Consider the following 15,017-nt stretch of genomic DNA (forward strand, 5'->3'; position numbering starts at 1 on the left):
GCATCGGAGAGGATGTATTCACGGGCCAGCTTGGCGGCGTTGGGGTTCTTGGCCCACTTGTTGATGATGGTGGTGTAACCGGCGATGACGGAGCCGTCGCTCGGGATCACCACATCAAACTTCTTGGGGTCGATCTGGTCGCGGTAGTTGAGGGCGTTGAAGTCCCACAGCACACCCACTTCCACCTCACCCTTCTCGATGTTGGCGATGGTGGGATCGTTCAGGGAGAGACGACCCTGCTTGGCCAGCTGACCGAACAGCTCCAGTGCAGGTTTCAGATTCTTCTCGCTGCCGCCGGTGGCATAGGCCGCCGCCAGCACGCCGTTGTTGGCCTGGGAGGCAACGCCCACGTCACCCAGGGTCACCTTGTAGTCGCCACCCAGCAGGGATTGCCAGCTGGTGGGGGCGGCCTTGACCAGATCCTTGTTGATCAGGAAGGCGATGGTGCCGGTATAGGCCAGCATCCAGTGACCGTCGGCGTCCTTGGCCCAGTTGGGAATATCGGCCCAGGTGGAGGGTTTGTAGGGTTGGGTAACACCCTGCTTGACCGCAACCGGACCGAAGGCGCCGCCCACGTCGCCGATATCGGCGGTGGCATTGGCCTTCTCGGCGGCGAACTTGGCGATCTCCTGCGCCGAGCTCATGTCGGTATCCTGATGCTTGATGCCGTAGATGCTGCCCAGCTGCTGCCAGGTATCCTTCCAGTTGGCCCAGCTGTCGGGCATGCCGATGCTGTGGAGCTGGCCTTCGCCACGGGCGGCCTTTTCGAGATCCGCGATATTTTCGGCTGCATAGCTATTTGTGGCAAACAACGGTTGGCTGATGGCCACCATGGCCAGTGCACTTGCGATCACGCTTTTCATCATCCCATCCCTCTGGACTAGGTCAGTTAAGGTTCGAGAGGGATGCTAGAGGGGAAATATGACGGTCGCGGGGCGCTTTGATGGCAGTTTGATGACAATCACCCTGTCATGGCGCTGTCATCCACAGCAGTTACAGCTCTGAACCCGAGTGAGGCTGGACTATTCCAGTAAGGGGTTGCCAGCCACCCGCCTTCTGAATAAGCAACAGGGACAAGAGTGTGACCGAGCCGAGATTGAGCGAGCAGAGAGTAAACGAACAGAGCATGGCCGATGGCCGCTCCTCCTCCAAGTGCGAACAGATTTGCCAGACCCTGCGCCGCTATATCGGCAGCGGCCAATTGGGGGCCGGGCAGCAGCTACCCGCCGAACGGGCCCTGAGCGAACGTTTCGCCACCACCCGCATCACCATCAAGGAGGCACTCTCCAGCCTCGAGGCGGATGGCCTTATCTACCGGGCCGAGCGGCGCGGCTGGTTCGTGGCGCCGCCTCGTCTCACCTACGATCCCGCCATCCACACCCACTTTCACCAGTGGATCGGCGAGCAGCAGCGTACCGCCGAAACCCGGGTGCTGGCCCACGGTAGCGAGCTCGCCAGCAGTGAGCTGTGCCGCTGGATGGGGCTGGATCCCTTTACGCCGCTGTATGAAATTCGCCGCCAGCGTCTTATCGACGGTCGCCCGGTGCTCCACGTCAGCCACCATCTGCTGGCCAGCCGCTTTCCCGATATCGCCAGCGCACCGCTGGCCAGCTCCCTCACCGAGCTCTATCAGCAGCGCTATGGCATAGGCCAGGGCGGGGCGAGTCTCGAGATCACCCCCTCGGCGGCGCGCGGCGCCATCGCCCGCGCCCTCAATCTGGCGGAGGGGAGCGCGGTACTGCGGCTGGTGCGGGTCAATTACGACGAGCGAGGCGGTCTGGTGGATTGCGATATCGAGCACTGGCGGCCGGATGCGATCCGTATCTGTCTCGATACCCGGGCGTTGCAACCTATCGCAGGCAAGCTGCAACAAACCCGGGCCGCCGATTAGGGAAAATATCCAGAGCACTGTCGAGCACAGTGGCGATCCGCATCTGCCTCGATAACCGGGTGCTGCAACCGGTCGCAAGCAGATCGCATACCGTTCAACTCACGGAATAACCAGACTCCAACATGGCGGATCCCGCAGGATCCGCCGGGATCAGTTGTCGATATTGGGGATCATGTCGTCGAAGCTCTGGTAGCCGCAGTCGGCCAGTTGCAGCGACATGGTGTAGGTCTTGGCGTGCTCCTGCTGGCCGATGGCGGGGCGGTTGAGCTTGATCTCCTGATGCCAGTACTCCTTCATCCGGTCGATCAGCGCCATCGCCTCTCCCTCGTTGAGGTGCAGCTGGCAGAGCGCCATATAGTTGTTCGACTTGTGCATGTTCTCCACCAGATACTCCCCCAGCACCGACATTGCCTGCCGCGCCTGCTGGCGGGCGAAACGGCTGTGCTGCTCGAAGCTGATCCGCTCGCTGATCAGGAAGTGGTAACTGTTGTCGATACCAAGCTGCAAAATGCCAAGCTTCTCCAGCTTGCGCAGATAGAGGTAGCAGGAGGCATCGGTCAGGCCGTACTCCCGCTTGAGATCGATCAGCGTCTTGTCGCGCCAGAAGATATTGGCGAGAAAGGCGTAAAGCCCCGGCTCGTTGTGAAACGCCTCGTCCTGCTCCTGGGTAAAGACGGCGCGGCGGCTCTGGGCGTCCTGAGTGCGATCCAGCAACTCCTCGAACGAGAGCCCCACCAGATGGCAGATCTCCAGCAGAGTATCGAACGGCAGGGAGGGCTTGTTCATCATCCTCTTCACGGTCGCGATGGAGACACCCATGGCTTCTGCCAGGGTCTGATAGCGGATCCCCTTGTCGGTCAGGGTCTTCTTCAGGGTGTCGAGAATATTGTTGGCCAGGGTCTGGCTGTAGGTCATGCCACTCTTCCTTGTTATCGCACTTTCATTGCATGGTTATGCCGAGTCAGCTTCTGACCTGTTTTTACCTTCAAGGCTCAGATATTGACACCGAAAAAACAGCCTAGAGAAAAAATCGCCTACAACGCCCATCAGGACAGACCAGTTGAACGATGAGGTCGCAAAATCTGACACCAGACAGTGCATATCTTTCAACCCGCAAACATTTTGCTAGTGCTGCATAGAACATCGCGCATAATCGAAACGTATCGAATTCAAGACCCTTCCTGGTTGAGAAATCGATTGTTTGCTTCCAAATTTTTATCTTTTAAACCGTAAGGTTTTTTCTCTTTCCTGGCATTGGGCGGCGCTGATAGCACCGCCCTTTTCTTTTCCCTGAATTCGCAGGTCAGGTCAAGGGCCCCGGCAAGGGGAAGTGTCACCGGCCACCCGCCGCCCACTGATGCGCCAGCCACCACGCCCCCTCTGGCAAGGTATCCTAAACGATCATCAATACCGTGTTATTGCCATTCAATATATTTAAATGGCTTGCTTGGAAAGCTTCGAAAAATATAAAAACGAATATAACAAAGTTATTTAAAACGCCAAAAACCTATCTTTTAAATGGCTTGAATATATAAGCAAACAAAATTAATCACACCGCGCATCCCATATCTGCTTATCACACCTTATGACCACCTCAACAATTGCGGCCGGGTGAAGAGAAAAGCCACCCACAAGCGCCCATTCGCGTATCTGGTGGGTAGCATAGCCCACGCAAAAACAGCCTCAAAAGACCACCAAAAGTTACAATGGGAACAATCCCAAACCTCAAAAAGAGCAAAAAACAGGCAAAGAGAGAAATTTTTTTCTCACGGTTTCACCTTGTGATGCGTTCAAAAAATCATCGAAAAGAACCTGATGCCAATCAGTGACATCTGAGATGCCAATTTTTAGACGGCTCATCATGGCCACGCTCGAATGAAAATTCAATGCTGATAAAAATCAATCACATAGAATCAAAATAGAACTCGCAGCCGGTCATTTTCCTCACCAGTTAATTATTTAAACCTCAATAAAGCTAAAACTCTAATAACACCATTTATTAAACAAAATGGCCCTGCTTGCAGCCAGTCATATTTATAATGATGGGGAAACCACTCTCTTGTTATTCAGAAATGTGCTGACTATACTGCGGCCCCTCTGTGAAAGCAGAGCGATGACGGAAATATAAAAAGCTTCATGGATTGAGCAATATAAATTACACGCAGTTCACGCAACACAAGGTTATTTATCCATGAACAAGTTTAATAAAATTGCCGCTTTCTCCCTGCTTGCTCTGGCCATGAATGGCGGCGCCCATGCCGAAGGCTGGTATGCAGGTCTGGATCTGACCACCTCCAAGATGGATCTCGACGGTGACCTCCAGCGCGCCTATGACGCCAAAGTGATCGACGACCAGCTCGACGGCGGCAGCCTGATCGTCGGTTACAGCTTCAAACCCTGGCTGGCCATTGAAGGTGGCCTGCACGCCCAACAGATGGAGCAGCTGATCTGGGTGACCTCTCAGGGGGCAACCGGTTTTGCCGACACCACCATCGAAACCCGCAGCATCAGCCTGGCCGCCAAGCTGAGCCAGCCGCTGGCCTGGGGCTTCAGCGCCTATGCCAAACCGGGTATCGCCTACACCCGCACCGAATTGGAAGTTGTCGGCAACGCCACCTTCCTCGGTTTCAGCGATCAGGTAAGCAAGAGCGCAACCAAGAGCAAGGTACACCCCAATCTGGAAGTAGGTCTGGACTACGCCTTCAACGACCACTTCTCTGCCGGTATCGGTTACGAGCGCCAGTTCGACGCCCTGAGCCTGGGTGATGAGCACTACTCTCTGGATACCCTCAAGCTGGGTCTGCGCTACCACTTCTAAGTCGCGCCGCGTCAGTAACAATGCAAAAGGGCCACAGGTTTCACGCCTGCGGCCCTTCTATTGGCTGATGTGCCATCAGCAGATCTGATTCTTGCCCTGCTGCTTGGCCTGATAGAGCGCCCGATCGGCACGCACCATCAGACTCTCCTTCTGCTCACCCTGCTGATACTCCGCCACTCCGAAGCTCATGGTGGTCGCGCCGCGGGGACAGATGGGGTTCGTCACCATCAACGCCTGAAACTTGTTCGCCACCACCAACGCATCTTCACGGCCGGTATTGGGCAGCAGCACCATAAACTCGTCGCCACCCCAACGAGCCAGCAGATCAATCTCGCGGATATGGTCGCGCACCAGCGCCACTATGTTGATCAGGGTCTGATCCCCGATATTGTGGCCATAGCTGTCATTGATCTGCTTGAAGTTGTCCACATCCATGGCAATCACGGTAAAAGGCAAGTGAAAGCGGCGCGCCCGTTCGCACTCCAGCTGCAACGCCCGCTCCAGCCGATAGCGGCTGGCGGCACCGGTCAGGGCATCAGTCTCCGCCAGCTGACGATTCTCCTCCACCCTCTGTTGCAGTGCCTCGTTGACTCGCACCAGCTCGGCGGTGCGCTCCGCCACCAACTGCTCCAGCGACTGATTGCGCAGCTCCAGCTGCTCCAGCAGCAACTTGCTGGCGTGGATATTGCGATGGGCGCCGATCATCCGCGCCACAGACCCATCGGGATTGCGCTCTATGATGCGGCCGCAATCCTCGATCCAGATATAGTCTCCGCCGCGACTGCGGCAGCGATACTCGACCCGGTAGTCGGGGGCTGCGCCGCTCAGATAGGCATCGAAGCTCGCCATCACCCGATCCATGTCGTCGGGGTGGATCACACTCTCCCAGGTGAAGACATTGTTGCCTAGAGTATGGGGCTCGTAGCCCAGCATCCGGTACCAGCCCGGGTTGCGATAGACGAAACCGGTGTTGGCATTCCAGTCCCAGATGCCATCGCTGATCACCTCGAGAATGCCATGTACCACGGCTTCGCTGACATCCGAGATCCTGATCGTGTCGCTGTCCTGCAGCATGGGAGACCATCCTTGTATTGCCGCCCCGCTGGGGCGCGGGGCATTCCAGCCTGATGTTGAGAAATGATAGCGGCAGACGGCTGCACAGTCCGCTATCCGTTGATCGATGAAAACCGCCACTACTTGTTCCGGTTATCGGCCGCCATCGGGTTCGTCTGAATAACATTAGCAACCAGTGTGGCTCAATATTTCACCCTTGTCCGGTTTTAAAGGCAGGATGATGCAGGTTGCGATAGTGGCTGGGCGCCAGGCCATGCTGGCGTTTGAAGGCGGTGGAGAAGTGGTACTCGTTCTTGAAGCCGCACTGCTCGGCCAGCAGCTTCACCGGGTCGGGTCGGCCCGGCTGGCCAGCAAGAGCGCCGCCCGCTGCAGCCGCAGCCGTTGCAGCAGCGCCATGGGCGCCAGCGCGAAGTGCTGCTGGCAGAGCCGGTAGAGCTGGCGCTCGGAGAGATGCAGGGCGCCAGCCATGCGCGCTATGTCCCACGGCTCGGTCAGCGCCTCTTTGAGCAGCAATTCGAGGCGCAGCGCCAGCCGCTCGCCACGCCGCTGCCCCTCCCCCTTTTGCAACAGACGGCGCAGGTAAAAGCCGAGCTGCTCAACCAGCAGGGCGCTGAGCAGCGGGTCCTGATGGCGCTCCTGCTCCGCATACAGGTTCTCGAGCGTGCGCAGCACGGTAGCCTGCTGGGAGGTACAACCGAGCCGGGGGTGGCTGGCGAAGGCATCCCAGGGGGAATCCTTGTGCAGCAGCAGCCACACCAGCTCCCACTCACTCCCCTTATTCACCTGCTGGTTCAACGGCTCACTCAACTGATAGCAGAGTGGCTCCCCGGCTGGGATCAGCGCCCACTCCCCGGCCTGCAACCGCTCGCGGCGATCGCCCACCTGCACCTCCCCCTCACCGCCCAGGGTCAGCAGAAAACAGTGCATATCGGCAAAGCGGCGCGCGATGCGGTAGCGGGTCTTGAGACGGGAATAGCCCGCCAGCCACACCTGCTCCTGTGCGAGGGCCGGCAGCAGACTGTCGCAACAGATCTGCTCGCGGCAGTCGGGGGAGACATCGATAATCTCGGTGTTGGCAGTTTCAGACATCATCAGGACGGGCTCAGCCATGTCGAAGGGACAGGCCCCAGCATAGCATTAAGGGCATCGAGTCACAGGAGACCAGCCATGCATATCCATCACGTCGCCATCTGGGCGCAGGATCTGGAGGCACTCAAGGCATTCTACTGCAACCTGTTTGGCGGGCAGGCCAATGAGCGCTATCACAACCCGAGCAAACAGTTCAGCTCTTACTTCGTGCGTTTCGAAGGGGGCGCCAGCCTGGAGCTGATGCACACCCCCATACTGTTTCCGGCAGATCTCACTCTGCCACACCCGTTGCAGGGGCTGGCCCACCTCGCCTTCTCCCTCGGCAGCGTGGAGGAAGTGGACAAGATGACCGCCCGCCTCAAGCTGCTCAAGGGCGCCGAGGTGAAACACCTGGACGGCCCCCGCTGGACCGGCGACGGCTATTACGAGAGCACCTTCCTCGACCCGGAAGGCAACCGGCTGGAGCTGACCATCTAATACCTGAATGCTCCCCGCACTCTGGCCCTCTCGTAAGTTCGATTAGCGAAGCGTAATCGGACAGCGGTAACGGCATTGCTCCCTTCTCCCATTTATTAAAAAAGGAGGAGAAGGGCTGGGGATAAGGGAAAGGAAAAAGAGATTTCGCGGTAAACGTTGGGCTTCGCTACGCTCGCCACAACCTACACGATCGGTAGTTTGGTGCTGAGCCTGCGAAGCCCAACATGCGAGTTCAGCTTATAAGCATGTAAATAGTTCCATTGCGACCATATTTGAAGGTAAACTGACGACAATTACAAAATACAATTTACATTACTTCATGGTTTTATTTAATGAACAGCATCATTAATGACTTACTCTCAAAAGGTAAAGAAGGTCTCTGGTGGGACTTCAAACAAAAATTTCACAACAATATGGCTGCAATGGTCCATGATATTCTATGTATGGCTAATGTAATTCACAATGGGAATAGATATATAGCTTTCGGAATATCTGATTCATTAGAAGTAGTTGGATTAAATGACAGTGATAAAAAATATACTCAAGCAGATATTATCACTGCGCTTAGAAGACTAAGTTTTAGTGAAGATAACATCCCAAACATTCAGCTTGAATTTTTACAATTTAATGAAGCCAAGTTAGCAATCCTAACAATATTTAATGAGCCTTTAAAACCATATTACCTGACAAAAGAATACAGTTATCAAGGTAAATCCATACGAGCTGGTGTTGTTTATTCACGGACAAATGATGCTAATACACCATTAGATTCATGTGCCAATCCAATTGATGTCAGAACGATGTGGCGTGAAAGATTCGGCCTCAATCTAAAAGCCCCTGATAGATTCTCCATTCTTTTAGAAGATGCCAAATGTTGGGACTATGACGGTATTAGCCAAGCCTTCTATTCTAATGATCCTGATTTCACTATTGAGATTGGAAATGTAGAACATGAGGGGGGTAATTACTGGTGGCAAAACTTATATTTTGAGAATACAAGACAGTTTGACTACCACTTAAAATATAAGAACAGAATTATTAAGACCTTGCCTGTTGTTAATTACTACAACGAGGGTTTGACTATACCATTCCCAAACATTGAGTTTATTACCTATCCAGAAGCTCAAGATGGGTCAAATGCAGAATTTTACTGTGAGATTTACTATTATAAAAAAGGAACTATTGAATATAGTTTATTTCAACACATAAGAAAAAGTGAAGTGCATTGTGATACATATCAAACACTGTCTACACCAATCACAACTCAACTGAAACCACCCATAATAAAATTGCCGTTTTTTATAATTAACAGTGACAGTGAACTAAATGAACTGTCCAAGAAATTCATGGAAAAATATCATGAGTTTAATTCCTGTAAGTCAGATTTGATGAGAAAACGTTACCCTGACGAAAATTATAATAGATGGGATGTTGAAAAAGTTTTTTCGGAGTGGGTTTTTGAGAAAATAAATCCTCCCTCTGAATTTTCAATTAGTGAATGACATTAAAACGGCGGCAAATCCCTTTACCGCCATCCAATCAATCACTCCCCCAACCTCTGTGCCAATCCGGAATAACGCTCGGTCTTTTTCCGTACCGCCTGGGCCAGCAGGGCGCGATCGCCGTAGAGATCGAGGCGGGCCTTGGCGCGGGTGATGCCGGTATAGACCAGCTCGCGGGTCAACAGCGGGCTGGGGCTGTCGGGCAGCACCAGCACGGTATGGGTAAATTCCGAGCCCTGGGATTTGTGGATGGTCATGGCGTAGACCGTCTCGTGGGGCGGCAAGCGGCTGGGCAACAGGGCCCGCAGGGTGCCGTCCGGCTGTTCAAACCATACCTTTAACCGGCCAGTTTCATCGGGCAGGCAGAGCCCCATATCGCCGTTGTAGAGGCCGACCCCGTGATCGTTGCGCACCACCATCACAGGGCGGCCGGCATACCAGTCGCCATCGCGGGCAATCAGGCCAGCCCGTGACAGGGCCAGTTCGAGCCGCTCGTTAAGACCCAGCACCCCGAACGGGCCATCGCGCAGGGCGCAGAGGATCTGGAAGCTGTTGAATGCCTTGAACACGGCGGCGGGCGCTTCCCCGGCGCGAGCCGCCTGCAGATAGCTGCCGTAACCGTCTACCCCCTGGGCAATCAGGGCATCGTAGGCCTCCCCGGCCCAGGGGTGCAGGCTGATATCGGCAAAGCCCATACCCCAGACTGCTTCCACCGCCGTTGCATCGCCGCTATTGCAGGCGCGCGCCAGCTGGCCGATGCCCGAATGCTGATCAAAGCGCCAGCTCTTGGCCAGCAAACAGAGGCTGTCGCGCACCGGTGCCCCCGCGGGCGAGCCCTGCAAGCGGTAGCCGGTCTGGCGGGAGAGCCAGTCCGCCTGCGCCGGGCTGATGCCCTGTTCGATAAAGCTGCAGATATCGCCGAGCACGGCCCCCGCCTCCACCGAGGCGAGCTGATCCTTGTCGCCGAGCAGGATCAGGCGGGCGTGGCTGGGCAGCGCATCGAGCAGGCGCGCCATCATCGGCAGGTCGACCATGGAGGCCTCATCCACCACCAGCAAGTCGAGGTGCAGCGGGTTGCCCGCGTGGTGGCGGAACTGGCTGCGCCCCGGAATGACCCCGAGCAGCCGGTGCAAGGTGCCCGCTTCGGTAGGGATCGCCTCCACCCACTCGGGGGGCAGATCGAGGGCCTGCAGGGCAGAGCCGATACTCTCGGTGAGGCGCGCCGCCGCCTTGCCGGTGGGGGCCACCAGCCGGATTGCCGGGGCCTTGCCCGCTTGCAGGCCGGTCTCCACCAGAATGGCGAGCAGTTTGGCGACCGTGGTGGTCTTGCCGGTGCCAGGGCCACCCGAGATCACCGCAAAGGGGCGCGCCGCCGCGGTGGCCGCCGCCAGCTTCTGGCCGTTGCAGCAGAGCGCCTCGGGCACCAGCGTATCCAGCTTGCTCAAATCGCTCGCCGCCTGGGCGCTGGCCAGCAGCCCCTCGATGGCGGGCCAGTCCACCTCGTTCGGGCACACCAGATCGAGATACTTTTCGATAAAGTGGCGGGCCGAGAAGTCGGGGGCGAGGCGGGCTTTGAGCAGCGCCGCGAACACCAACCCATAGTCGCGGGCAAACAGCCGCGACAGAGCCGGGGCTATCTCCGGCCATTCGGCGCGCTCACTCAGGGCGCGCAGATGACGGGCCACCCCCAGTTCAAAATCGTGGTAGCGGGTGAGATAGAGCCGCCCGTGCCACAGCCGCAGCGGCCAGCGCGGGGTTAGCCCGTCATCCTGCTCGGTTCCAACCAAGGGACTCTCTGCAAACAGGGCGGGCCAGCGGGCAGGATCCGCCAGATCCCCCAGCAGATCCCGGCTCTGCTGGGGATCCAGCCCGAACGGCCGCAGTGATCCGGTAGCGAGCATCTCCAGCGGCAGGCAGACATGGCCGCGCCCCAGCTCGAAGCAGGCGAGCGCAGCCCCCAGCACCAGCTCGGGGCTGCCGCCAAGGTCGGCCACCAGCCGGGCAAATTGCAGATCCAGCTGGCGGATGCGACCAGCCAGCGCCAGTGTTTTCAACCGTTCAACCATCATTGCATTGGTTGCGGTGCTGATCATGGTGCCGCTCATGCCTCTACCTCGTTCAATGCTTGGGATCCCGCTGCTGGCAACTCACTGCCTTCGCGAAACAACTTATCCAGCCCCAGCACCAGTTCACGGCTCGGGCGGGTATGGAAAATGCCCCCCTGCGGCATGCCGCGCAGGAACAGATAGAAGACCCCGCCAAAGTGCTGCTCGAAGTCGTAGCCCGGCAAGCGCAGGGTGAGCAGCCGGTGCAGCGCCAGCGAGTAGAGCTGGTATTGCAGGTCGTAGCGGTGCTCGGCCATCGCCCGCTCCAGCGCCGGACGGTTGTAATCGGCCGGGCTCATGCCGAGGTGGTTTGATTTGTAGTCGAGCAGATACCAGCGCCCCTGCCACTCGAACACCAAGTCGATAAAGCCCTTGAGCATCCCCTGCACGGTGGCAAAGCTGAGCGGTTTGTTGCCCCGCGACAGAGGGTCATGCTGCTGGCAGAGGGCGGTCAGCGCCGGGGCCGTCACCCGCCCCATGGGCAGGAAGAACTCCAGCTCCACCTGTTTGCGCTCGGGCGCCAGCTCCCGTAGCCGCACCGGCTCGCCAAAGCCGGTATCGAGCGGAGTATCCAGCACAGCCTCCACCTGCTGTTGCAGCACTTGGGCCCAGCTTTCGTCGAAGCCGTCCTGCGCCAGCAAGGTGGCGATATGCTCTGCCAACGGTTCTCCCGCGGCGCTTTGAAAGTCGATGGTCTCGAACAGGCTGTGCAACAGGGTGCCGGGACGCGCCCCTTTCGGGAAGGTGAAGATGGAGGGCTGGGGCGCCTCCTCCGGTTGCTCGGAAGCCAGCGCGGCCGCCTCGGTCACCACCTCGTCATCGAAGCCGGGGTTGGCCAAGACACCTTTGCTGTGACCATGGCCCTGCGCCGCCAGCCCGGAGTAGGAGCTGATCCACCAGTCCCGCTCAAGGGAGCCGCTAAAGTGGCGCACCTGCGGCTCGCCCAGCAGCTCCTCTTCTGGCGGCAGCGGGGCTGGACGGGTGAGCGAGGGCTCACCGACGGCCACTCCGGGCAGCGCCTGCGACAGCTCGGTCAGAGCGGTCGCCAGCGTCTGCGCATCCCCCTCTTCGCCCTTTTGCAGCAGGTAGCCGATGGCGGTGTGGTGCAGGTCGGTCTTCTCCGACTTGCCCGCCCCCGCCCGCACCGGTGCCAGCCCCAGCCAGGTGGCGTAGACGCCCCGGGTCAGCGCCACATAGAGCAGCCGCAAATCTTCAGCAAGGCGCTCCCTGTCCGCTTCGGCGAGCGACGAGTCGGCGCCGGTCAGATCGAGAATGGTGCGATTGCCCGCCTCATCCGCCTCGTGATAGAGCGGGGTCTCGGCGGTTCTGTGGCTGCAGATAAAGGGCAGGAACACCAGCGGGTACTCCAGCCCCTTGGATTTGTGGATGGTGACGATCTGCACCAGCTTGCGCTCGGATTCGAGGCGCAGTACCTGCTCAGCATCCTGCCCGTTGGGGCGACTCACCGCCTCCCCCAGCCAGCGCAGCAGGGCGTACTCCCCGTCCAGCTCGCTGCTCACCTGTTGCAGCAGCTCGCCGAGATGGAGGAAGTTGGTCAGCCGCCGCTCGCCATAGGGGCTCGCCAAAAGCGAAGAGGCGAGATTGCGCCGGTGCAGCAGGGCCCGCAGCATGGCCAGCACGCCACGGCGGTGCCAGATCTTGCGGTACTCCATAAACTCCTGCACCGCGCTCTCCCACGCCCGCTCGTCGCTGGCCAGTCCATCGAGCGCCTTGGCGTCGAGATCAAACAGGCCGGTCGCCAGCGCCGCCCGCAGGCTGCGCTCTTCGCTCGGGTTCTGGCAGGCGTGCAGAATCAGCAGGATCTCCCGCGCCTCCGTCTGTTCCAGCACGCTCTCGCGGTTCGACAGATAGACGGAGGCGATGGCGAGCCGCGCCAGCTCCTGCTGCACCAGCTTGCCCTCGGCGCCGGTGCGCACCAGCACGGCGATATCCCCGGCCTTCACCGCCTGATCGCCTATCTTCGCCTTGCCCTCGCGGGCCAGGGTCAGCAGGCGGTGGATCTCGGCGGCGGTGGCGCGGGCCATCTTGCTCTGGTAATCCCCCCGATTGAAGGTGGGCTGGCCGGTCAGCTGCCAGCAGTGGAGCACAGGTGCAGTGGCGCCATCGAGCAGCAGCGCCTTGCTCTTGCCCTGCGCCTCCACCGGCAGGAAGGGGATATCCGCCTCGTAGATAAAGGGATCCTTGGCCCGCTCGAACAGGCCGTTGACCGCCCCCACCAGCGCAATGCTGGAGCGCCAGTTGCGCCCGAGGGTATAGTGGGCGCTCACATTTCGCCGCGCCTGAATGTAGGTAAAGATATCGGCGCCGCGAAAGCCGTAGATGGCCTGCTTGGGGTCACCGATCATCAAGAGCGCCGTGTCTGTGTGGCCGCCGTAAAGCCGATGGAAGATGCGGTACTGCTGGGGATCGGTATCCTGAAATTCATCGATCATCGCCACCCGATAGGTGGCGCGAATGCGCTCGCAGAGCCGCTCGCCCAGACTGGAGCCAAGCGCCCCGTCGAGGTCTTTCAGCAGGTCATCGAACGAGAGCTGATGGGCCTGCCGCTTGCTCGCCTGCATCCGGCTGCGTACCACCTTGGCCGCCCGTTGCAGGATGAGATCCCGAATACCGGGGCGGCTCGCCAGAAGCTCGTCTATCTGGCTGAACAGCGGCAGGGTCGGCACGGCGCCCCCCTTCTTGAGGTTCTCCTCCAGCACCGTCTGGCCGAAGCGCTCCAGCTCCTTCGGAATGGCGTAGCCACTACTTTCGTCCTGTGCCCAGTCGCTTATCTTGGCAAGCCACCCTTCGTAGTTCTTGCCGGTGTAGCGGCTTACTTGCCCATCCATCTGGCGGCGGATCTCGTCCGTCTGCGCTAGCCACTCGCTCTTCACCGCCTCAATGCGGGCCATAGCCGCCTGATGGCGGGCGGCGAGGGTCTCATCCCCCAGCGCGGGGTAGATCTCCAGCTCGCTGTTGTCGAGCCAGCTGCCCATCTCCCGCAGCAGGGCGGCGGGGCTCGGCCAGAGCGCACGCACCGCGCTGGCGAGGGTCTTATCCACCGGATAAAACTCGGATCGCCAGTAGTCGCTCACCGCCTGCAGCCTGAGCTGGCTGTCGTCGGTGAGAAATTCGGTTTCAAAGAGGGCGCCAGACTCGAAGGCGTTCTGCTTGAGCATCCGCTGGCAAAAGCCGTGGATGGTAAAGACCGCCGCCTCGTCCATCTGCCGCTCGGCGGCCAGCAGGCGACGGGCCGCCAACTCATGATCCGCCACCTCGTCCAGCAGTTGGGCCAGCAGGGTGTCACTGCTGTGACCGCGCATAAAGGCGAGGCGCGCCTCGTGAATGCGACCACGGATCCGCCCCCGCAGCTCGGCGGTGGCCGCTTCGGTAAAGGTCACCACCAGAATTTCAGTCACCGAGAGCGGCCGCTCGTGGGCGCTCGGCTGACCCACATCGGCGCCCTCTTCGATGAGCGGGCCGTGGCCCAGCAGCAGGCGCAGGTAGAGACCGGCGATGGTGTAGGTCTTGCCGGTACCGGCGGAGGCTTCGATCAGTCGTTCACCATGGAGGGGAAAACGCAATGTATTGAGCGGGTTAGCCATTATTTCAGCTCCTCCAGGGTCTTGAGCAGCGGGGTCAGGTGTTCGCGGGCCAGCGCCTGCAACTGCCCCAGCACCTCGTCATCGAGTTCGGGGAAGCAGCGGGCGACGTAAACGTCTTGCCCCTCCCCATTGATCATCCAGCCGCCGTTGAAACGGGTGAGGGCCGCCTTGTCGGCCGCCTCCGGCTTGTCGGGATCCTTCTCGATCGCCTTGAGCCAATCCCAGGCAGTGTTGGGGAAGAAGGGCAGCGGCCGCTTCATCCCCTGCGCCCAGCACGCCACCAGCGCCGCCAGCTTGGGCCGTGCCTCGTCGGCCGAGAGCTTGGGCAGCCGCAGACTCTGTTTGGCGTCGAATAGCAGGGTGTCGCCGGGGGCGCCGCTCAATGAGAGGCAGAGGTGCTGGATCCAGCCCAGCAGCAGATCCTTGCCGTTGAAGCTGCCGGGTTTGACCACCAGC

General features: G+C 59.1%; 9 protein-coding genes and 2 pseudogenes. 4 read left to right on the forward strand and 7 right to left on the reverse strand.

What is annotated here, in order from left to right:
• Nucleotides 1-863, reverse strand: an 863-nt coding sequence (locus tag G5358_RS16680; protein WP_421324523.1) for an ABC transporter substrate-binding protein, incomplete at its 3' end; no start/stop codon positions are given.
• A 263-nt stretch (nt 864-1,126) separates the two neighbouring features.
• Here G5358_RS16680 and G5358_RS16685 point away from each other — a divergent pair.
• Nucleotides 1,127-1,891 (forward strand): UTRA domain-containing protein, encoded by a 765-nt coding sequence (locus tag G5358_RS16685; protein ID WP_254204300.1) that lies wholly within the window; start codon nt 1,127-1,129, stop codon nt 1,889-1,891.
• A 150-nt stretch (nt 1,892-2,041) separates the two neighbouring features.
• On the opposite strand, the gene G5358_RS16690 is transcribed toward G5358_RS16685, so the two are convergent.
• Nucleotides 2,042-2,806: a helix-turn-helix domain-containing protein gene (locus tag G5358_RS16690; RefSeq protein WP_005336490.1), complete on the reverse strand. Its 765-nt coding sequence runs from the start codon at nt 2,804-2,806 to the stop codon at nt 2,042-2,044.
• 1,276 nt (nt 2,807-4,082) lie between these two features.
• On the opposite strand from G5358_RS16690, the gene G5358_RS16695 reads away from it, so the two are divergent.
• The gene (locus G5358_RS16695; protein WP_227341564.1) at nt 4,083-4,709 is read left to right on the forward strand and encodes a porin family protein; all 627 of its coding nucleotides are present in this window, start codon (nt 4,083-4,085) and stop codon (nt 4,707-4,709) included.
• A 75-nt stretch (nt 4,710-4,784) separates the two neighbouring features.
• On the opposite strand, the gene G5358_RS16700 is transcribed toward G5358_RS16695, so the two are convergent.
• Both G5358_RS16700 and G5358_RS16705 read right to left on the reverse strand, forming a co-directional pair.
• A complete protein-coding gene (locus G5358_RS16700) occupies nt 4,785-5,783 on the reverse strand; it encodes a sensor domain-containing diguanylate cyclase (RefSeq protein ID WP_421324524.1) in 999 nt (332 codons plus the stop codon).
• 190 nt (nt 5,784-5,973) lie between these two features.
• Nucleotides 5,974-6,875: pseudogene (locus G5358_RS16705) on the reverse strand (helix-turn-helix domain-containing protein).
• 75 nt (nt 6,876-6,950) lie between these two features.
• Between G5358_RS16705 and G5358_RS16710 the strand changes: the two are divergent.
• Together G5358_RS16710 and G5358_RS16715 are read left to right on the forward strand one after the other, a co-directional pair.
• The gene (locus tag G5358_RS16710) at nt 6,951-7,349 is read left to right on the forward strand and encodes a VOC family protein (protein WP_227341566.1); all 399 of its coding nucleotides are present in this window, start codon (nt 6,951-6,953) and stop codon (nt 7,347-7,349) included.
• Nucleotides 7,350-7,681: 332 nt separating this feature from the next.
• Entirely contained in the window at nt 7,682-8,851 is a 1,170-nt protein-coding gene (locus G5358_RS16715; protein ID WP_421324526.1) for a helix-turn-helix domain-containing protein, read from the forward strand.
• 41 nt (nt 8,852-8,892) lie between these two features.
• Here G5358_RS16715 and recD read toward each other — a convergent pair whose 3' ends face one another.
• From recD to G5358_RS16730, 3 genes and pseudogenes are all read right to left on the reverse strand, one after another.
• Nucleotides 8,893-10,956: an exodeoxyribonuclease V subunit alpha gene (gene recD / locus G5358_RS16720; protein ID WP_421324528.1), complete on the reverse strand. Its 2,064-nt coding sequence runs from the start codon at nt 10,954-10,956 to the stop codon at nt 8,893-8,895.
• Entirely contained in the window at nt 10,953-14,561 is a 3,609-nt protein-coding gene (gene recB / locus G5358_RS16725; protein WP_421324530.1) for an exodeoxyribonuclease V subunit beta, read from the reverse strand. Before recB ends, recD begins: the two co-directional genes overlap by 4 nt.
• Nucleotides 14,561-15,017: pseudogene (locus tag G5358_RS16730) on the reverse strand (exodeoxyribonuclease V subunit gamma); the annotation flags it as partial. The pseudogene G5358_RS16730 and the gene recB, both read right to left, overlap by 1 nt.

It is taken from the genome of Aeromonas sp. 604176, from assembly GCF_049170755.1.
GTDB classification, from domain to species: Bacteria; Pseudomonadota; Gammaproteobacteria; order Enterobacterales; family Aeromonadaceae; genus Aeromonas; species Aeromonas veronii_A.

What these genes read in the sequence shown, in the direction of transcription:
- G5358_RS16695 (WP_227341564.1), top strand. Translation starts at nt 4,083, where the DNA reads ATGAACAAGTTTAATAAAATTGCCGCTTTCTCCCTGCTTGCTCTGGCC.
- recB (WP_421324530.1), bottom strand. Translation starts at nt 14,561, where the DNA reads ATGGCTAACCCGCTCAATACATTGCGTTTTCCCCTCCATGGTGAACGA.
- recD (WP_421324528.1), bottom strand. Translation starts at nt 10,956, where the DNA reads ATGAGCGGCACCATGATCAGCACCGCAACCAATGCAATGATGGTTGAA.
- G5358_RS16700 (WP_421324524.1), bottom strand. Translation starts at nt 5,783, where the DNA reads ATGCTGCAGGACAGCGACACGATCAGGATCTCGGATGTCAGCGAAGCC.
- G5358_RS16690 (WP_005336490.1), bottom strand. Translation starts at nt 2,806, where the DNA reads ATGACCTACAGCCAGACCCTGGCCAACAATATTCTCGACACCCTGAAG.
- G5358_RS16685 (WP_254204300.1), top strand. Translation starts at nt 1,127, where the DNA reads ATGGCCGATGGCCGCTCCTCCTCCAAGTGCGAACAGATTTGCCAGACC.
- G5358_RS16715 (WP_421324526.1), top strand. Translation starts at nt 7,682, where the DNA reads ATGAACAGCATCATTAATGACTTACTCTCAAAAGGTAAAGAAGGTCTC.
- G5358_RS16710 (WP_227341566.1), top strand. Translation starts at nt 6,951, where the DNA reads ATGCATATCCATCACGTCGCCATCTGGGCGCAGGATCTGGAGGCACTC.